Annotated in this window: 20 protein-coding genes and 1 pseudogene; 9 read left to right on the forward strand and 12 right to left on the reverse strand. The window is 54.4% G+C overall.

What is annotated here, in order from left to right:
- Window positions 1–29: 29 nt before the first annotated feature.
- On the forward strand, window positions 30–1169 hold the full coding sequence (locus NTU47_09725) for a P1 family peptidase (protein MCX6134078.1): 1140 nt from the start codon (window positions 30–32) through the stop codon (window positions 1167–1169).
- Between the two features lie 26 nt (window positions 1170–1195).
- Here NTU47_09725 and carA read toward each other — a convergent pair whose 3' ends face one another.
- Entirely contained in the window at window positions 1196–2341 is a 1146-nt protein-coding gene (gene carA / locus NTU47_09730) for a glutamine-hydrolyzing carbamoyl-phosphate synthase small subunit (protein MCX6134079.1), read from the reverse strand.
- Window positions 2342–2698: 357 nt separating this feature from the next.
- Here carA and hrcA point away from each other — a divergent pair, with 357 nt between their 5' ends.
- The 8 genes from hrcA to NTU47_09770 all read left to right on the forward strand — a co-directional run bounded on the left by hrcA (window position 2699) and on the right by NTU47_09770 (window position 8570).
- Entirely contained in the window at window positions 2699–3745 is a 1047-nt protein-coding gene (gene hrcA / locus NTU47_09735; GenBank protein MCX6134080.1) for a heat-inducible transcriptional repressor HrcA, read from the forward strand.
- A gap of 11 nt (window positions 3746–3756) precedes the next feature.
- Window positions 3757–4395: a nucleotide exchange factor GrpE gene (gene grpE / locus NTU47_09740; GenBank protein ID MCX6134081.1), complete on the forward strand. Its 639-nt coding sequence runs from the start codon at window positions 3757–3759 to the stop codon at window positions 4393–4395.
- An 8-nt stretch (window positions 4396–4403) separates the two neighbouring features.
- Window positions 4404–5585: a molecular chaperone DnaJ gene (gene dnaJ, locus NTU47_09745; GenBank protein ID MCX6134082.1), complete on the forward strand. Its 1182-nt coding sequence runs from the start codon at window positions 4404–4406 to the stop codon at window positions 5583–5585.
- Between the two features lie 6 nt (window positions 5586–5591).
- Window positions 5592–6008: a ComEA family DNA-binding protein gene (locus NTU47_09750; GenBank protein MCX6134083.1), complete on the forward strand. Its 417-nt coding sequence runs from the start codon at window positions 5592–5594 to the stop codon at window positions 6006–6008.
- Between the two features lie 54 nt (window positions 6009–6062).
- The gene (gene pilM / locus NTU47_09755; protein MCX6134084.1) at window positions 6063–6977 is read left to right on the forward strand and encodes a pilus assembly protein PilM; all 915 of its coding nucleotides are present in this window, start codon (window positions 6063–6065) and stop codon (window positions 6975–6977) included.
- Window positions 6974–7537, forward strand: a complete 564-nt coding sequence (gene rsmD / locus NTU47_09760; GenBank protein ID MCX6134085.1) for a 16S rRNA (guanine(966)-N(2))-methyltransferase RsmD — start codon at window positions 6974–6976, stop codon at window positions 7535–7537. The genes pilM and rsmD overlap by 4 nt, the downstream gene beginning before the upstream one ends.
- 69 nt (window positions 7538–7606) lie before the next feature.
- Window positions 7607–8113, forward strand: coding sequence for a pantetheine-phosphate adenylyltransferase (gene coaD, locus NTU47_09765; protein ID MCX6134086.1), 507 nt, complete (start codon window positions 7607–7609; stop codon window positions 8111–8113).
- A 112-nt stretch (window positions 8114–8225) separates the two neighbouring features.
- Window positions 8226–8570: a zinc ribbon domain-containing protein gene (locus NTU47_09770; GenBank protein MCX6134087.1), complete on the forward strand. Its 345-nt coding sequence runs from the start codon at window positions 8226–8228 to the stop codon at window positions 8568–8570.
- A gap of 258 nt (window positions 8571–8828) precedes the next feature.
- Here the strand turns inward: NTU47_09770 and pckA are convergent, their stop codons facing one another.
- From pckA to NTU47_09825, 11 genes and pseudogenes are all read right to left on the reverse strand, one after another.
- The gene (gene pckA, locus NTU47_09775; GenBank protein ID MCX6134088.1) at window positions 8829–10469 is read right to left on the reverse strand and encodes a phosphoenolpyruvate carboxykinase (ATP); all 1641 of its coding nucleotides are present in this window, start codon (window positions 10467–10469) and stop codon (window positions 8829–8831) included.
- The gene (locus NTU47_09780; protein ID MCX6134089.1) at window positions 10466–11683 is read right to left on the reverse strand and encodes a pyridoxal phosphate-dependent aminotransferase; all 1218 of its coding nucleotides are present in this window, start codon (window positions 11681–11683) and stop codon (window positions 10466–10468) included. Before NTU47_09780 ends, pckA begins: the two co-directional genes overlap by 4 nt.
- Before the next feature lie 258 nt (window positions 11684–11941).
- Window positions 11942–13054, reverse strand: coding sequence for a prephenate dehydrogenase (locus tag NTU47_09785; GenBank protein ID MCX6134090.1), 1113 nt, complete (start codon window positions 13052–13054; stop codon window positions 11942–11944).
- 99 nt (window positions 13055–13153) lie between these two features.
- Complete coding sequence (gene aroF, locus NTU47_09790) at window positions 13154–14170, reverse strand: 3-deoxy-7-phosphoheptulonate synthase (GenBank protein MCX6134091.1); 1017 nt, start codon at window positions 14168–14170, stop codon at window positions 13154–13156.
- Between the two features lie 284 nt (window positions 14171–14454).
- Window positions 14455–15201: pseudogene (gene lptB, locus NTU47_09795) on the reverse strand (LPS export ABC transporter ATP-binding protein).
- Window positions 15194–16495 (reverse strand): hypothetical protein, encoded by a 1302-nt coding sequence (locus NTU47_09800; GenBank protein ID MCX6134092.1) that lies wholly within the window; start codon window positions 16493–16495, stop codon window positions 15194–15196. The pseudogene lptB and the gene NTU47_09800 overlap by 8 nt, the downstream one beginning before the upstream one ends.
- Before the next feature lie 121 nt (window positions 16496–16616).
- Window positions 16617–17165 carry an LPS export ABC transporter periplasmic protein LptC gene (gene lptC / locus NTU47_09805; GenBank protein ID MCX6134093.1) on the reverse strand — a complete coding sequence of 183 codons (549 nt, stop codon included), beginning with the start codon at window positions 17163–17165 and terminating at the stop codon, window positions 16617–16619.
- Window positions 17162–18142 carry a KpsF/GutQ family sugar-phosphate isomerase gene (locus NTU47_09810; GenBank protein MCX6134094.1) on the reverse strand — a complete coding sequence of 327 codons (981 nt, stop codon included), beginning with the start codon at window positions 18140–18142 and terminating at the stop codon, window positions 17162–17164. The genes lptC and NTU47_09810 overlap by 4 nt, the downstream gene beginning before the upstream one ends.
- A gap of 42 nt (window positions 18143–18184) precedes the next feature.
- Window positions 18185–18541: a hypothetical protein gene (locus NTU47_09815; GenBank protein ID MCX6134095.1), complete on the reverse strand. Its 357-nt coding sequence runs from the start codon at window positions 18539–18541 to the stop codon at window positions 18185–18187.
- Window positions 18542–18682: 141 nt separating this feature from the next.
- Window positions 18683–18961, reverse strand: a complete 279-nt coding sequence (locus tag NTU47_09820) for a hypothetical protein (protein ID MCX6134096.1) — start codon at window positions 18959–18961, stop codon at window positions 18683–18685.
- An 11-nt stretch (window positions 18962–18972) separates the two neighbouring features.
- Window positions 18973–19473, reverse strand: coding sequence for an HAD hydrolase family protein (locus NTU47_09825; GenBank protein MCX6134097.1), 501 nt, complete (start codon window positions 19471–19473; stop codon window positions 18973–18975).
- Between the last annotated feature and the right edge of the window lies 1 nt (window position 19474).

Consider the following 19474-nt stretch of genomic DNA (forward strand, 5'->3'; position numbering starts at 1 on the left):
GGATCGAGTCATGAAAGAGAGCAGCTCAGATGAAACGAATATTCTGCCTCACCCTCTCATTCTTTCTCGTATCGGTTGCGGCCTTCTCCCAACCAAACGCACGCCCTCGCCTCAGAGACCTTGGCGTCGAGGTCGGGATTTTTCGTACTGGCTCGCTCAATGCGATAACTGATGTCGCAGGCGTGCGCGTCGGACACCTGACACTCGTGCAGGGAGACAGCGTGCGCACCGGCGTCACCGCGATACTCCCGCACGAGGGAAATCTGTTTCAGGAAAAAGTCCCCGCCGCTGCTTTTGTTGGCAACGGCTTCGGCAAGTTTGTCGGTATCACGCAACTCGATGAACTCGGCCAAATCGAGACTCCGATTTTGCTCACAAATACGCTGGGCGTTTGGGATGTCACCAACGGCGTTGTAGACTATATGCTTGCGCTCCCCGGCAATGAGAAGGTGCGGTCCATCAACCCGATCGTCGGAGAAACCAACGATGGCGGCCTCAACGACATCAGGGGAAGGCATATCACGAGATCGCATGCTCTGGAGGCGATCAGACAGGCGAAACCAGGTGAAGTTGCTGAAGGCTGTGTCGGCGCCGGTACTGGAACGGTCTGCTTCGGCTGGAAAGGAGGAATCGGGACGAGTTCGCGGATACTCCCGAAGTCTCTGGGTGGATTTACAGTCGGTGCAATCGTCCAGACGAATTACGGCGGCGTGCTGGATATCGCAGGCGTCCCCGTCGGGAAGGAATTGCAGCGTTACAGCTTTCGAAACGAAGTGAAGAATCCGGGCGACGGTTCATGCATGATCGTCATCGCGACCGACGCGCCCCTCAACAGCGCACAATTGAAACGTCTCGCAAAACGAGCGACGCTCGCTCTCGGCAGGACCGGCTCAGCCATGAGTCACGGAAGCGGTGACTACGTGATCGCTTTTTCCACGGCGCGCGAAATCCGGCTTCGCCCCGACGATCCGATCATTCAATCTATCCCCCGGCTTCGCGAAGACGACCTCTCCCCGCTCTTTCAGGCCGTTGTCGAATCGACCGAAGAAGCTGTGTACAACTCATTGCTTCAGGCAACAACGACAAAAGGATATCGCGGCACGGAGGTGCAGGCTCTGCCTTTGGACAAGGTGCGGGAGATTCTGAGGAAATACGGGCGGATCAAATAGACTTTCGTCGTCGAAAACCGGGCCGCTCATCGCTGGCCAGGTACACGCTCCCGTTCCATCATCGCGACAAATTGCTCGAAGAGGTAATCGCTGTCGTGCGGACCCGGCGATGCTTCCGGATGGTATTGAACACTGAAAATCGGGAGCTCCTTGTGCCGCAGCCCTTCGTTCGTTCCGTCATTCAGGTTCGTGTGTGTGATCTCGATGGTCTTTGTATCAAGCGATGAGGGGTCCACCGCGAAACCGTGATTCTGAGAAGTGATTTCGATCCCCTCGGTCCGGAGATTCTTGACCGGATGGTTCGCTCCCCGATGGCCAAATTTCAGCTTGAATGTCTTCCCGCCCAGCGCAAGCGCCAAGAGTTGATGTCCGAGACATATACCGAAAATGGGTTTCTTGCCGACAATCTTCTTGATGTTCTGAATGCCGTACTTCACTGCGGACGGATCTCCCGGGCCATTCGAAAGGAAGATTCCATCGGGTTCCAATTCCAGCACCTTCTCCGCTGCGAATGAAGCAGGGACCACGGTCAGTTCGCATCCATATGAGGTCAGGCGCCGGAGGATGTTCTGCTTCACACCGTAGTCGTACACAACCACGTTCCATCGCCGGCCATCGCCATTCCTGTTGCCGATTGTCTTGAGGGCAAAAGGAGTCCGATCGACCTCACTCCAGTTGTAGAGATCCCTGGTCGTCACAACCTTCGCCAAATCAAGACCATCCATCATCAGCGAACCCTTCGCCTTTGCGATCAGGCTCGTGTCGTCAAGGTCAACAGTCGAAATAACGCCGCGAAGAGCGCCCACCGTCCGGATCATCTTTGTCAACATCCGGGTATCGATCCCCTGGATGGCAACGATGTTATGAGAGATCAGCCATGCACCCAGACTTCCGGTAGCGCGGAAATTGCTGTAGAAATCAAAGTACTCTTTCACGATGAATGCGGACACCTGCGGTTTCGCCGATTCGAGGTCTTCGCTGTTAATCCCAACGTTGCCGATGAGCGGGTACGTCATGGTCACAATTTGCCCCGCATACGAAGGATCGGTAAGGATCTCCTCGTACCCGGTCATGCTCGTATTGAACACAACCTCGCCAGTGGCCTCACCCGCAGCCCCGAAGCTCTCGCCGGTAAAGACAGTCCCGTTCTCTAACGCCAGCTTTGCGACCAATGATGTCCTTTCATTCCCACAGTTCGAATTCACTTTTCATTCAAAGATAGCAAGAAATGCGCGGCGGTGCAAATAACGAGTCACGGGCAATGCTCCGCAGCTCACTTGTCGGTTCCGAATTCTCCGGTTCTCCCTTCGACTCTCTTCCATGGAAAGACACTCCCCCGTCTATCTCCCGCCGCAAATGATTCGTTCGCTCCCTGAAAACCGCATTCACGACGAAGCGCCAATTCTTTTCTTATGCAGAACTCTGATTCGCCATATAATGTTACATTGCTCATAGGAGACTTTCCAGACTCATCCTTGACATCCTATGCAAAAAGTGTTAATTTTAGGCAGAAAAATAGGCATTTTTTGATGATTACACCTGGAAAACCGGAGCCGTTGAACGAGCGGGAAAGGGATATCCTTCACCACGTCGTCTTCAATTTCATCCAGTCCGCCGTCCCGGTTGGCTCTCGGTACATCTCCAAGCATTTCGATTCCCAGTTGAGCCCGGCCACGATTCGTAACGTCATGGCCGACCTCGAGGAACTTGGATTCTTGTCGCATCCGCATACGTCCGCCGGAAGGGTTCCTACCGACCTCGGCTATCGTTATTATGTTGATTATCTGATGGAGGCTCAGTCGCTTTCGGAGAACGAGATTCTTCAGATCGAGCAGCATCTCACCAGTGCCGCTGACGCCGACTCCCTCTTGAAGGAAACTTCCAGGCTGTTGAGCAAGATTTCGAGGCAGCTCAGTGTCGTTTCCTCGCCTCATATCAGTAGCGGGATATTTGAAAAGCTCGAACTGATCTCGATCTCGGGCTCGAGAATTCTGGTCGTCATCTCCATCCGGACCGGCTTGGTCAAGACCCTGATGATGGAAGTGGGAATCGAAATGAAGCCGGAATACCTTGAGCAGGTTGCCCGCCTCCTGAATGAACGGCTGTCCGGTTTGACGCTCAGGGACATTCGCGATACATTTGTTGAACGGACTCGTGATATGCAGGACGAGCGGACAGGTCTTATCCGTCTGTTCATTGATTCTGTCGACAATCTGTTCGATGATATGAAGGATAGGGACAAGGTGCATATTTCCGGCACACAGAACATCATCGAGCAACCGGAGTTCATTGATCCGAAGAACTTCCGGAGCGTCATCGAGCTCATCGAGAACGACGATATCATCGTCCATTTGCTCGAGAAACACGAATACATCGACAAGAGCTTCGCGATTACGATTGGATCGGAAAATCAGGACAGTAAGGCGAAGGAATACAGCATCATTTCAGCAACCTATGATCTGGATGGAGTCACAGGGAGAGTCGGGATCATCGGGCCAAAGCGCATGGAATATGCCAAAATGATCCCCTTGGTCGATCATGTCGCCAAGCTTGTGGCAAAGATGATGAGGGCGTAGGAAATATCACGATGGATGACAATCAGGAGAGAATGGAAGAGATAAAGAACCCCGACGCGGAGCAGACTGAAGCGGAGACCAAACCGCCGGAACCATCGAAAGCTGATGAAACGGCTCAGAGGCTTGCGGAAGCTGAGAAACAGGTGGAGTATTATAAAGACCTTCTTCTGAGAAAGGTCGCGGACTTCGACAATTTCAAAAAGCGGATGGAGAACGACTCGGCCGCCACGCTGAAATACGCGAAGGTCGACATTATTCAGAGCCTCCTTCCCGTTATCGACGATTTCGAGCGGTCGCTGAAGCTCAGCAAGGACCGCCGGGAATCTGAAGCGTTCGCGAAAGGGGTTGATTTGATCTACCAGAAGCTCGTAAGGTTTCTCGACACGCAGGGAGTGAAGGAAATCGATTCCCTCGGGAAAGAATTCGATGTCCACTACCACGACGCCCTCCTTCAGGTGCCCCGCATCGACGTCCCCCCCCACGTTGTCATCGAAGTGGTCGAAAAAGGGTACTCACTGGACGATCGCGTCCTTCGCCATGCAAAAGTCGTAGTCTCCACCACTCCGGATGATCATGGAGCTCACGATGTCAAGGGTTCACCCAACGCCTCCAATCCGGGCACGGGCACTACCACGAAGCGGGAGAACTGAGTCGACGCATGGCCAAACGAGATTATTACGAGATACTCGGCGTCTCCCGGACCGCCTCGCAGGATGAGATCAAGAAAGCGTATCGGCAGATGGCAATGAAATATCACCCCGATCGCAATCCCGGCAATAAGGAGACAGAAGAGCAATTCAAGGAAGCGGCGGAGGCATACGAAGTTCTGTCCGACAAGGAAAAACGCCAGCGGTATGACCAGTTCGGCCACGAAGGCATGCGCGGGATGAACACGCATGACTTCCACAATGTCAACGATATTTTCTCGGCCTTTGGCGACATCTTCGGAGGCGGAGCCGGAGGATTTGGCGGCGGGATCTTTGACGAGGTGTTCGGTGCTTCAGGCCGCGGCCGACGTGCGACGCGCACGCAGCATGGGACGCCCGGAGCGGACCTGAAGGCGAAGCTTCCTATGACGCTCGAAGAAATTGCTTCCGGAGTGGAGAAGAAGCTCAAGGTAAAAAAGCAGAAGAAGTGCGATGTTTGTAATGGTACCGGAGCGAAATCCGGGACCGGAACATCGAGCTGCCCGCAATGCAGCGGCACAGGCGAGTTGCGCCAGGTATCCCGGTCGATGTTTGGTCAATTCGTAAATATCACCACCTGCCCAACCTGCGGGGGCGAAGGGCGTATCGTCCGCGAACCATGCACGGGCTGCCACGGCGAAGGACGCGTCCCCGGCGAGACGACGATCAAGGTCAATGTTCCCGCCGGCGTTTCCGAGGGAAATTACATCACGCTCCAGGGACAGGGAAACGCCGGACAACGCGGCGGCTCGCCGGGAGACCTGATCGTCCTGATCGAAGAACAACCGCACCAGTATTTCATTCGCAGCGGGGACGACATTATCTACGACCTCAATGTGAGCTTTCCGATGGCTGCGCTCGGGGGCGATATCGAAATCCCCACACTGACGGGCAAAGCGAAGCTGGTGATCGATCCGGGCACCCCCTCCGGCCGCATGCTGCGCATGCGTGACAAGGGAATTCCCCACCTGAATGGCTATAGCCGGGGTGACCAGCTCGTCCGGATCAACGTCTGGGTCCCGTCAAAGCTCACATCAAAAGAAAAAGAACTTCTGAAACAGCTGGCCGGGAACGAGCACATTTCTCCGAACGAGGAAGAGCGCCACGGCCATTCGAAGACATTCTTCGACAAAATGAAGGACGCATTTTCGTAACTTTCAATGGTGCAGCGGTTCGTCAACTGGCTTGCGTTGACCCGCTCGGAACAACGAGTCTTGCTGTTCCTCTCGGCAACGCTCATTGTCGGCTCAGGTATTCGGTTGTATCAGGAGACCTATCCGTCAGAGCGCCGGTTCGACTACCGCTCCATTGACAGTTCGTTCGCAGTTTTTAGGGAGCATCTTGCGGCGGATTCCACCAGGAAAAAGCAGTTGAGTCCCGGTGAAGCGGTCAACATCAACGCCGCGTCCAAAGAGGAACTTGTCGCGCTCCCGGGTATAGGCACGACACTGGCGGAGAGAATCGTTTCATTCAGGGAGCAAGAGGGGGAGTTTGGGTCCGTTGAGGATTTGCAGAAGGTCAAAGGGATCAGCAAAAAGAAACTGGAAAAGCTCAAACCACACGTCACCGTTCGATAATCTTGCAGGGGTTCATGTCCTGCACATGACGAACGGGAAAGGTACCGTGAACCTATGAGATCCTCTTACTATGTCGGCGTATCCCTCTACAAGGGACAGATCCAACTTGCCGAACTCGACCACGGAAAGAACAAGACCGTCACCGCTCTGTCCGAGCGAAGCACGGCGATCGATTTCAGCCAGGACAACAATTTCTCTGCCGACCATCCCCAGGTCAACACATTCGTGTATGAGCTTGAAGAGCTTCTCAAGGAGAACAAGATCCACTCCAAGACCATCTCGTTCGCGCTTCCCACGGAACCGATCCTTCTCACGGTCATTCCCGTGGATGCAGCGCTTCAGGGAAACGAGTTGAACGCGCATGTGCAGTGGGAATTCGAGCAATATTATCCCAATGTTGCCGTCAAGGATTACATGGTCAGCGCCTACCCCATTCCGGGACCCAAGGATAGCGCGAAAGAAGTGTTTCTCGTCGGAGTCCGGAGAGGACTCATCGCGTTCCTGAAACGGGCTGCGAGTGAGCTCCGGATGCAGGTGCACGTTATCGACATCGATCATTTCAGCGCCGAGAAGACGCTGCGGTTCTGCCATCCCGAAGTCCTAAAGGAGAACGTATTGCTGTTCGGCCTCCGCGGCAGCTCCGCCGATGCAAGCATGGTTGCACAAGGGCAATATACCGACTATCGCGGATTCACCGTGGACGGCCTGGACGATCTGAAGAAATGTGTACTCACGTACAAGCAGCACCTTGAGCAGAAGGGGGGCGTTGCGTCTCCGACAAAGATCATCCTCTACGGATTCGACGTAACTTCCCAGATCATCAATCAGATTCAGAAAGAAACGGGGATCGCCACGCTGGCTCTCGATTGCGTGCGCAATCTGGTTCCATCCAAAAAGCTCTACGAGGCGTACGTAAAAGACAGTTCTCGTTTTGCTGCAGCCATCGGACTGGCTCTGCGAACTCAATGAGAATCATTGCCGGACAGTACCGCGGCCGAACTCTCTCCACCGTCCGTGATCTTTCTGTACGACCAACCACAGATCGGGCAAAACAGACGATCTTTGATATTCTGTCGAATCGACTGGATTTCGACGGTATCGAGGTTCTCGACCTTTTTGCCGGGAGCGGAAGCCTGGGATTGGAGGCTGTCAGTCGTGGCGCCGCCCACGTTACATTCGTCGACAAAGCACAACAGACACTCCGGGTGCTCGAGTCCAACGTCACTACGCTCGGCTGTTCGGATCAGTGCACAGCATACACTGCGGATGTCTTCTGGTATCTGAAGAACACGCGCAAAGCGTTCGATCTCGTCTTCGTCGATCCTCCCTATCGCTTGGAGCGCATTGAAGAACTTCCGAATGCCATCTATGAATCCCCCATCGTGAAGGAGGGGACATATGTGGTCATGGAGCACAGCAAGGAAAGTCAGGTAATCGTCTCAGACTTGATGTATGACGTCACGCGCAAACCGTTCGGCCAAACGACAGTGCTGATCATGCAGGTTAGAGCGAAAACCCTGCAATTGTGAATGGTCAACGGCCAATGGACAAGCGTCAATTGATTGTTCACAATTGACCATTTGATACGAGGAACCACCATGAGAACAGCCATATACCCCGGCAGCTTCGACCCCATTACCAATGGCCATCTGGACATATTGAAGCGCGCACTGAAGCTCTTCGACAAGGTGATTATTACAATCGCGAGGAACTCTGCCAAGAATCCATTGTTTTCAGAAGAGGATCGGCTGGCGATGATCAAGGAGTCGGTCAAAAACCTCAAAGGGGTCGAAATCGACTGCTTTGACGGCCTGCTGGTCGACTACGCACGAAAAAAGAAAGCGACGGCCGTCGTCCGTGGACTCCGGGCCATTTCTGACTTTGAATACGAGCTCCAAATGGCACTGATGAACCGGAAGCTCGATGAGCACCTGGTGACGGTATTCCTTATGCCGAACGAGAAATACACGTACCTCAATTCGAGCATCGTACGCGAGATAGCCAGGCATAAGGGTAATATTCGGGAATTCGTTCAGCCCCACGTGCTCCGCGCCCTGGAGAACAAGCTTCACAAAACAAAGAACACGAAACGAGTCAAGCGATAGCGGATAACGTCTCCGCCACATGGCTGAGAAAACTGAAGCATCAAGAACATTTGATAGTGGTCAGCAATGATCATCTGGATTGAAAGGTTTTCTAGAGGGAGTTGACAAAGGAATGCCGACGTACGATTACAAATGCAAAGAGTGCGGACACCTGTTTGAAGAATTCCAGTCGATGAGTTCTGATTTCCTCGTCACATGCCCGTCATGCGGCAAACCCGGGCTCGTCCGTCTGATGGCAGGCGGGGCGGGATTGGTTTTCAAAGGCAGCGGATTCTATCTGACAGACTACAAGAAGGCAGGCTCTTCAACAAGCTCGTCAAATTCGAAATCCGAGCCGTCTTCCAAGTCAGAGTCTTCTTCCAGCGACAAGAGCTCCGACTCTTCAACGGATTCTGGGAAATCCGATTCAAAGCCATCGACCCCGCCCGCCGCTCCGCCAAAACCGGATCAGAAGTAGTTGTCGATTTTCGATTAGCGACTGTTGACATGTACCCGCCTGTTGAGAAGACAGCTCTCGAGATGCATTCCCCAAAGTCCTTGACTGGACGGGCTGTTCCGTCTGAGTCCCGGGACATGAAGACCCGCCAAGACACGGAGAACTCAGCAAATCCCTCGAATGACGCCTGGCGAATGTGACGAACTTCCCCCAAAGCACAATGCCCGACGCTTGCTCGTGAAACACGGCAAGCACCGGGCATCGTCATGGAATACGGGATCAGATCTTCGGACCTGCCTTCATCACTTCCGGAGGACAGCCCTCCTCGAACTTCTTGAAGTTCTCGACAAAACGGGATGCGAGCTGCTTGTACTTCTGCATATATACTACTTTGCTCGGCCAGGAAGCCGAAGGGTCCAGGATATTTGCCGGGACACCTTCACACGTTTTCGGAACGCTGAAGCCAAAGACTGGGTCTGTCACGAACTCTGAATTCAACAACTCTCCCGTCAGAGCCGCTTCCAGGAGACGCCGCGTATGCCCGATGCTGATGCGCTTCCCAACCCCGTACGCTCCGCCAATCCAGCCGGTGTTGACGAGCCAGCAGTTCGAGCCGTGCTTCAAAATCTTCCTCTTCAGGAGGTCGGCGTAGAACGACGGATGATGCACCATGAACGGGGCGCCAAAACAGGTGCTGAACGTCATCTCGGGTTCCTTCCCCAGCCCAACTTCAGTCCCTGCGATCTTGGAGGTGTAGCCCGAGATAAACTGATACATCGTCTGATCAGGCGAGAGCCTGGCAATGGGAGGCATCACGCCGGAAGCGTCGCACGTCAGCAGGATGATGCTCTTCGGATGCCCGGCCATTTTCTCGGGGATTGCGTTGCTGATGTATTCGAGCGGATAGGAGGCTCGTGTGTTCTCCGTGATGGCGTCGTCATCAAGATCGATGAGGCGCGTGACCGGATCATGCACAACGTTTTCCAGGATCGTTCCGAACATTCTTGTTGTTGCATATATCTGCGGTTCCGCCGACGCTGAGAGTCGGATCACCTTCGCGTAGCATCCCCCTTCGATGTTGAACACGCCCTCATCACTCCATCCATGCTCGTCATCACCAATGAGGCCGCGTTTCGGGTCGGCCGATAGCGTGGTTTTCCCCGTCCCCGAGAGTCCGAAGAAGATCGCCGAATCCCCTTCTTTGCCCACGTTCGCCGACGCGTGCATTGACATGACACCGTCGAGAGGAAGAACGTAGTTCAGGATCGTAAAGATCGACTTCTTGATCTCTCCCGCGTACGCCGTGTTGCCGATGAGGCACAGCTTCTGTGCAAAGTTCAGTACGATGAACGTATTCGCATTCGTTCCGTCGATCTGTGGCATCCCTTTGAACGAGGGGATTGCCATGACCGTGTATTCGGGAATGTGGCGGCGATATTCCTCGTTCGTCTTCGGCAATATGAACATATTGCGGGCGAACAATGCATGCCACGCGTGCTCGCAGATGATACGAATCGGCATCCTGTAGTTCGGGTCTGCTCCGGCATAGCAATCCTGGACAAACAGATCCCTTCCCTGAAGAAAACCCTGCATACGATTGTAGAGGTCATGGAACTTGTCCGGACTGTACGGGCGGTTGTATTGACCCCACCAGATCTTGTCCTGTGTCGAAGCTTCCTTCACCACGAACTTATCGTTCGCAGAACGGGCGGTGTGCTTGCCGGTGTTTGCGACGATCGGGCCCATCTGCGTGATGCGGGCTTCCCTCCTGAACGATATCTCTTCATACAAAGCTTCGGACGGCAGGTTCCAGTACACCATCCGCAGATTCGACAGCCCGTGGTTCTCGAGGCCGTAGTCGCTCTTCAGCGCGGAGGCTTCACTTTGAGCCGGGGTTTTGATGTCAAGAATATTGTTCATTTCCAATCCCTCACGAGTTTGCGGTCGCCAATATATATTTCATTAGGTGAGTTGGGGTCGAGTGCCCATTTGATCCGCGCAACGCCTTCCGTGACGTCCTTGATCGAGCCAGCATAGCTGAGCCGGAGATGCCCTTCCATGCCAAACTCCTTGCCTGGCACGGTGACGACGAGCGCCTTCTTCAGCAACAGCTGCGAGAGTTTGACGGAATCGTTTGAGAACGCCCGGAAATCAGGTAAACAGTAATACGTCCCGTTTGGTTTCGTAATTTTCACTCCGGAAAACGATTTCAGCTCCTGCATCATGACGTCGCGGTTGTTCTCAAGAGTCATACGCAGGGTGTCGATATGGCTCTGGAGTCCGGTAAGGGCCCCCTCCGCCGCTGCCTGGAGGAGAACCGAGGTGGTGGTCGTGATCTGTCCCTGGACGTTTGTCATGATCGACACGAGTTCCTTCGGAGCAACCGCCCAGCCGATCCGGAAGCCGGTCATGCCATACAACTTCGACACACCATTGACGACAACGATATGGCTCGACTCCAGATCCTTTTTTGTGAACCTGTAGCACGCAGGCCACTTCTTGCCATCGAAGACGAGCTTGTGATAAATGTCGTCCATGATGACATAGATCCCCTTCTTCTCGCAGTATTCGATGATCTGAGCGATGAACTCGTCCGAGTAAACCACCCCCGAAGGATTGTTGGGGCTGTTGATGATGATCGCTTTCGTGTACGAACTGACCGCCTTCAGGATATCTTCCATCCTCGGGTGGAAACCGCCATCCTCGGGAGTCACTATCACGGGAACACCGTACACCATGCGCACCATCTCAGGGTAGCTCACCCAGTACGGTGCAAGGATGATCACCTCGTCCTGAGGGTTGAGTATCGAGTAGAGGATGTTGTACACCGACTGCTTCGCTCCGGCCGAGACGATGATGTTCTCCGGGGAGACGACCTTGTCGTAGTTTTCCTCGGTGTACTTGATAATCGCTTTCTTGAGGGATGGTGTTCCGTCCGCCGGCGTGTACTTGACATCACCTGTATTGAGCTTTGCTGCCGAACTGAGAATAGCGGACATCGGCGCTCGATTCTTCGGCTCACCTGCTCCAAGGTGGATCACGGCTTCCCCCTTCTCACGCAGAAGCCTCGCTTCCTCGTTCAGCTTCAACGTAGGAGATTCGGCTATCGATTTTGCTAGCTGGCTGACTGTCATGTTCTAACATCCTCCTTTTCCTGTTCCTGCCACTTCGGATAATACCTTCTGAAATCAACATTTATGCCATCGAAACACTCTTGTTGTTCAGGAGTATTGCACTTCCCGCAGCGCTGTTTCGCACGCCTGAAAGAGGTAGTTCCAATTTCTGATAACGAATTGCTGGTAACGAGACAGACGACCGCATTTGGATGCAGTGCAACAAGACTGCTGTCTTCGGTGCTCCTTCCGATCCATCAGCATTTTCATGTACAGAGATCAATCCCCGATCTCGAATCCCGCCTTTTTTAGGATCACCACTGCGCGCGCGGACATCTCCTTAGACTCAAACGCGAGTCGGAACGTACCGCCTCTCCCTTCGCGAACCTTTACAAGCTCGATGTCCTTGATGTTGATCTCCGCCTTTGCCAGCACCGAAGTCATCTTCGCCATCATGCCCGGCTTGTCCTTCACGAACACGTACAATTCCGCGAGCGGGTGCAGGAAGCCCTTCATCGACTTCGGAATGCCGTCGCGAATCGTCCTGGCCGATCTGAACCTGGCCGCGAGATCAGTTGTTCCTTTGCGAAGATATGTCCGATAACGCTCAAGTTCCCGTATCAAGAGCACGAGCGACTTGTCGATCTCGTCGCGATTGAATTCAAGAATATCCTTCCATATCTCGGGTCTGCTCGAAGCGATGCGTGTCAGGTCGCGGAAACCGCCCGCCGCAAGCCTCAGATGCCGCCGGCCCGAACGATGCTCTTTCCCTGCCACGTTCGTAAGAGCCACGGCTGTGAGTTGGGGAAGGTGACTTACCACCGAAGCGACTTCATCATGAGTGTCCGGATCAAGCAGAACGATCCGCGCTCCCAGTTCCTTCAGGAAGTCGGCGCACTGCTGCATCATCAAGGGAGGTGTGGATTTCATCGGAGAAAGGACGTAGACCGCATTTTCGAACAGCAGCGGATGAGCAGCATCCACGCCTGAAAGCTCCACGCCTGCCATCGGATGCCCGCCGATGAAATTACCGTATGGAAACAGTCTCGACGCGCGTCGCATGATGCTCCGCTTCACACTTCCGACATCCGTGACGACTGTGCGTGAAGGAGCAAACGCTGCCACTTTCGGAAGGACCCGCTGGATGACAGAGACCGGGGTAGCGAGAAACACAAGGTCGGATCCGGAGAGAGCTTTCCGGAGATCTGTCGCCGCTTCGTCAATTGCGCCCCTCTTGAGGGCCTTCCCCAACACGCTTCCCTTGTCAACGCCGACGATTCGTACGTCGGGATAGTGCTTCTTGATCGCAAGACCAAGGGAGCCGCCGATGACACCAACACCGATGATGGTGATCCTTTTGAAAGAACTTTGTATACGAAGACGAGAATTCATTCAGTTTGGCTGAAGGGTCGATGTGTTCCAGGGATTTGTAAAAGTCCGGGCGCGATGCAGATTCGGGGTACGAATGCCACCATCAGGATCTTGGATTTCTCAATTCAGCGTTCTCCCGATGGCTACTGCAATCATGCGGACTTCTTTCATCATTTGCGCAAACTGGTCCGGGAAGAGAGACTGTGCGCCGTCGGATTTTGCGTGGTCGGGATCGTTGTGGACTTCCACCATGATCCCGTCTGCCCCCGCGGCCACACAGGCGCGGGCCATGGGGATCACCTTGTCGCGGATACCGATACCATGTGACGGATCGGCGAAGACAGGGAGGTGACTCTTCTTCTTCACGACTGGAATTGCGCTGATGTCGAGTGTGTTGCGCGTTGCCGTTTCAAACGTTCTGATTCCCCGCTCGCACATGATCACCTGGTGGTTTCCGCCGGAAAGAATGTATTCTGCCGACATCAGCCATTCGTCTATCGTCGCAGCGAGGCCGCGCTTCAGGAACACCGGTTTCGACGCTGTACCGAGCTCACGGAGAAACGTGAAGTTCTGCATATTCCGTGCGCCGATTTGAAGAATGTCGGCGTACTTTTCGACCAACGTGATGTGGCTCTTGTCCATCACTTCCGTAATAACCTTCAGTTTGTACTCGTCGGCGGCGGCGCGCAGAAGTTTGAGGCCCTCCTCTCCCATTCCCTGGAACGAGTAAGGCGACGTGCGCGGTTTGAATGCACCTCCGCGCAGGACTTTCGCTCCGGCATCTGCGACAGCTTTCGCGATCGTGAATATCTGCTTCTCGCTTTCGACAGAGCAAGGCCCCGCCATGACGACAACGTTCTCGCCCCCCAGTTTGAGGCCTCCGATGTCAAAAACCGAACCCTCCCTCTTGAACGTCCGGCTCGCAAGCTTGTACGGCTCCGTAATGCGCAGGACCTCTGCGACACCGGGAAGCAGCTCGATCTGGCGATGATCGAATTCCGGATGCACCCCGATCGCCCCCAACACAGTCTGCTGTATTCCCGTCGAGCGATGGACATCGAAGCCATGCTCGTTGAGCGCGCGAATGATCTCTTCTATCTGCTTTTCAGATACTCCAGGTTCGGTAACGACGACCATGACGTTTACTTGCCTGTGACATTGTGATTAGAATGAGAGCTAAGTTCGTGTGTCGGTCTGCGGACCAGAAGCCACGTTCCAGGATCGACAATCTAAAGTTGCCTGCGCTTGCCGGGGATCTTGACCACCTTTGCGATCCTGGCAGTCTTCACAGTCTTTGCGACCCTGGCAACCTTGACAGTCTTTGCGGTCTTGGCAACCCGCGGAGCTTTGACGGTCTTGGAAATCCCAGAACTCTTGTCAGCGGCGGAGGGCGTTTCCGCTCTACCCGTACTGTACCGATCGAGCTTGAACTCTTCGCCCAGATAGAGCCTCTTGGCTTCCGGGTCGTTGGCCAGGTACTCTGCGGTGCCCGCTTTCAGAATCCTACCCTCGAAGAGAAGATACGAATGGTCCGTAATGGACAAGGTCTCATGGACGTTGTGGTCCGTCACAAGCACACCGATGTTCTTTTCCTTCAGTCTGGTGACGATCTTCATTATTTCTTCAACTGCGATGGGGTCGATGCCGGCGAACGGTTCGTCAAGCAGCATGAATTTCGGATCGAGTGCCAACGCGCGCGCGATCTCCGTACGGCGACGCTCACCCCCTGAGAGCACATATCCTTTGCTCTTGACGAGGTGCGTCAGTCCGAAATCCTCCAGGAGTTGATCGCATTTCTCTTGACGCTCCTTCTTCGAAAGGTTGCTGATCTCGAGCACTGCAAGCAGATTCTCCTTCACCGTCAGCCGCCGGAAGACAGACGCCTCCTGCGGTAGATAGCCGATCCCCAGACGCGCCCTCTCATACATCGGCATCGTCGTAATCTCGGCTTCGTTGAGAAACACCTTTCCCCCGTTCGGTTTGATCATCCCGACAATCATATAAAACGTCGTCGTCTTTCCCGCGCCATTCGGCCCGAGCAGACCGACGATCTCCCCCTGTCGGACTTGAATGGTCACCTCGTTCACGACGATCCGCTTCTTGTATTTCTTTACGAGAGCCGAAGAGCGGAGAACATTTGGCTCTGTCTGCGTCACTGTATTAGTCATAAGATTCGTGCACGATGGATAATTGTTTCCGCCGGGGTCGATCGGTGATCCAGCGAAATCCGTCAAGATTGTAGTCCCTCTCATGTTTCGCAATCATTTTCTCAGGGAAGTATCTCCCCTCGACGCCACCGACGATCTTGATCTTGTTGATCGTTCCGGCGACGATTTCCATGACGATTCGATCTCCGCTTGAGCGATTGGCGCCGTTTGGCAATGCGCCGTCGAACAGATAGTATAGGCTCGTCGCTGTGCGATCGGCATCGATCTGGTTGATCTTTCCTTCATTGAACCGAAGCGTCAACTCTCGGGCAGAGAGTTGATTGAACCTCGTCCTGTTCAGAGAATCAGCCAGCGAAACGGCCATCGCACGTCCACGCACGTAGACACTCTGCAACTTCCGATTCCGCGTCATGACGACGATGGAATCTCCCGAAACTTGATTCCCGACATTCCAGACCACTGGCTGCTGCCGGAGGATGATTCGGTCCCTCTTATAGAAATACGTTGCCTCACCGCATCGGGCAGCGAAGTCCGTCCGCGCCATTTCCACCTTGCCCACAGCAACAAACCGCTGGAGGGAGTCCTGATATGCCTCCATCCGTGACCCGACAATCATCAGCGTATCGAGTCCTCCGTTTGCGGCCGAGTCAATCTGCATCAGTCGGGGGTTCTTCGGTACGAGGCTGTATTTTTGCTTCTCAAAATGTATCAGTGAGTCGCCAAAAACCGTCAGATTATTCTCCAGGCTCGATACCCTGACCTGACCGACAGCAATCGACTTGTCTTCATTCTCGAAGTACGTAAGCTCGTCGGACGTGGTTGTAGAAGCTGAATCGACGATGTGTACGTCGCCGCGAAAGTACGCACGCTTGTCATTCGCCCAATACTCGCCGTATTTCGAGGTCAGAACCATACGACCGCGGTTGAGACGCACATTGTTTGGCAACACCGTCCGACGGTCGTTGCCTGAATAGGTTCCTTCTGTCGAAGTCAGCGTCATGCTATCCCGGACGATCTTCACATGGCCGAAGAGGTCCACCACGTTTGTCTGCAAGTTGCGAAACGCCGAGTCGCACCAGATCTTGATGTCGCCCGATGCCGAAGGCTGCACCATGTGAACGTTCCCAATGAGGGCTTGTATCTGTTGCGCACCTATATGCCTGACATTGAGCACGTCGGCGGAGCGAATCTCGAAGTTCTTTTGCTGGGCGGACAATCGGCCCGCGACGACGCCAACCAGGATACACAGCGCAACGATAAGCATTTGGAATGCGACACGTGAAGCACGAAACACGAATCTCGACATCCTGAACAAATCCGAAGCACAAAATCCATACTTCGAAGCACGACGTGTGCCTTTCCCTTTCGGATTGTGGATATCGTATTTGCAGACGGAACCGTCGTGCATCGTAGTTTCAATTTCCGCGAACTTGTGCAGTGACCTTGAAAATTCTGTAATTGCGTAAACGTTGATCCGATTCGAAACCCCGCCCCTGGACATTCTCACGCGGCGACGTCACAGACACATAGTCGTTCGTGTGAACCAACTTATGTTTGTTGTCCCAGAACAGACGCTCGGTTCGGAGTTTCGTGCTGTCATCCGAGACAACGAGCACATCCCCTTCCGCCTCTATGCTGTACGTCTGTTCGTTCACCTTTCCCGTCCTGGCTGTCATCACGGAAGTCTGCTTCCCGACATCGTTGTAGAAAAAGACCGTTATCCCGTCGCTCATTTGCGTTTCCTGCGGACCATCATATTTCTGGATGTAACCCGCCAAGATCCTGGCCTGAATATGCCCGGAATCTGAGACGACGATTGTGCTGTTCCAACTCTCCTGCTGTGGGATAGTTTTGGAATCGAGCCCCGGCAGCACCGACGGCTTGATCTTGTCTTCGCAGCCCGGCGTTGTCATCATCAAGAGAACAGCGGACAATATCCCAGCTATAAGACGCAGTGCACTCATCCCGCACTCTCGCTCCTCAGACCGGCTTTCACGAGATCATGAAGGTGCAGCATGCCGACCGGACGCTGCTCGTCGTCCACGACAATAAGCTGCGTGATGGTGTACGACTCCATCTCCTCCAATGCCGTCGCCGCCAGAAGAGATTTGCGAATGGTTTTTGGATTCTTCGACATGGCCTCGGCAGCGGTCACGTTGGTCACGTTCTTCGTCCGCTGCAGCAAACGGCGCAGGTCGCCGTCCGTGATAATGCCGCGCAACTTCCCCGTTGCATCGACAACGCACGTTGCTCCGAGGCGCTTTGACGTCATCTCGACGATTGCGTCCGAAAGTGGAACCTCCTCACGTACAATCGGAACGTTTGGCCCGCCGACCATCATTTCTTCGACCTTGAGAAGGAGTCTCTTTCCCAGGTTCCCCCCAGGATGAAACATCGCGAATTCCTCTTTCGTGAATCCGCGCTTGTCCAGGAGCGCAACAGCGAGCGCATCGCCCAGCACCAGCGCAGCCGTCGTCGATGCCGTCGGCGCCAGGTCATGAGGACATGCTTCTTCCTTCACGCTCGCGTCGAGGACGATGTCACTTTGAAGCGCGAGATGCGATGACGTATTGCCGATCATCGAAATGACCTTTACGCCGATGCGCCGGAAAAGAGGAATCAATTCGCGGATTTCTTCCGTGTCGCCGCTCTTCGAAAGACAGATCACCACATCTTCCGCCCTCACCATGCCGAGGTCTCCGTGGACCGCATCGGAAGGATGGAGGAAAATCGCAGCGGTACCCGTCGAATTCATTGTCGCGACAATCTTGCGGGCGACAAGTCCCGACTTGCCCAGGCCCGTGACGATGACGCGCCCTGTGCAATTGAAGATCAGGTCAACTGCGGCGGAAAAGTTCTCGTCGATTTTCGATTCGAGGGCCTGAATGGCCTCCGCTTCGATGCGGACGACTTCCTTGCCTCGTCTGATTGCAGTATCCATTCTGTGACTCCGGAGATAACTGGACCGCGCTCGATTCTACGATCACATCCCTGTCTTTCCCTGCCTGAAGAGCCGGCGCGTGGCTCGTCTGAACCAGTTGAAACCTGCCTCCGACTGAACAACCAGAGGTTCCCCCAGAAAAACTTTTGTGCGCAACCTGTTGTAGGACGAAAAGGCGCCCGTCAAGGCCGCGTCGCTGTGCGTATCAAGGTCGGTGAAAAGGCGCTTTGAATCAGGGACAGTCCTGCGATCCTGCGCCCGGTTCTGAAGCATCAACTCATTGTAGAAACTCGTGACGGGTATCGGGTGATTGACTCCGGTCTGAGCGTCAAACACCCAGAGCCGATGATCCTCCGCACAGACAGCGAGAATCAGTGAATGACCTGATACCGTTTTCATCTCCACTTCCCTCAGAGCAGCGCCACAGTTCGGACAAGGCCGGTTCGGCAGCCATTCCGACAGCGTCCACCGGCGATACGACTCGATTCCGAGGGATAGATCCGCCTCAGAAGGCCCGGAGATCTCGTATTCCAGCTGGTCCTAAAGACGTTCCCGCACACTGATCGTTACATCCTCTTTCCCAAGTTTCACGGTACCGAATGCGAATATCTGCGGAAGCGGAGACTCAACGTCAGGCGTCAGACCATGTGAACCGAGGATGTAGTTTCCCTCTTCCCTCCGACCTTTTCCCACAACCATCCATTGACTCACAAGCCTGCGATACTGAGCGTATCCCGGCCGATCCTCCGGAAGCACCCACAGGAGCAATGCACGCTCGGGCTCCGAGAGTCGACGGGGAAAGGACTCCTCAAGCCCCATGACGGGCTCCTTCAGGATTGAGCGTCGAGAATGAGATCGATCACTTCGCGCACGGCGCCTTTACCGCCTGAGCGCACGCAAACATAGTCGACCTGAGAAAGTACGCGCCGCACCGCGTCCGCAGGAGCAGCTGAGAATCCAACGCACTGGAGCACGGGAAGATCGGGTTCGTCATCTCCCATGTATGCCACCTGGGAATCGGTGAGTGCCATTTTCTTCTTGATTTTCCCGTAGGCCGCTAGCTTGTTGTCGAGATTCTGGTGGAGTTCCGTGATCCCAAGCTCCTTCGCTCTTACTTTGACGATCGATGACACTCTTCCGGTGATGATGCCAACCTTCACGCCCCTTCGCTGGAGCATAACGATTCCGTATCCATCCTTCGTGTTAAACTGCTTGAGCTCTTCGCCCCGGCCGGAATAATAGATTCCGCCGTCGGTCATCACTCCATCCACATCAAGAAGGAGGAGTCTGATCCTGCGAAGCACTGAGCGTTGTGGGATTTTCGTTGGCAAG

The organism is Ignavibacteriales bacterium (assembly GCA_026390595.1).
GTDB lineage: Bacteria > Bacteroidota > Ignavibacteria > UBA10030 > UBA10030 > UBA9647.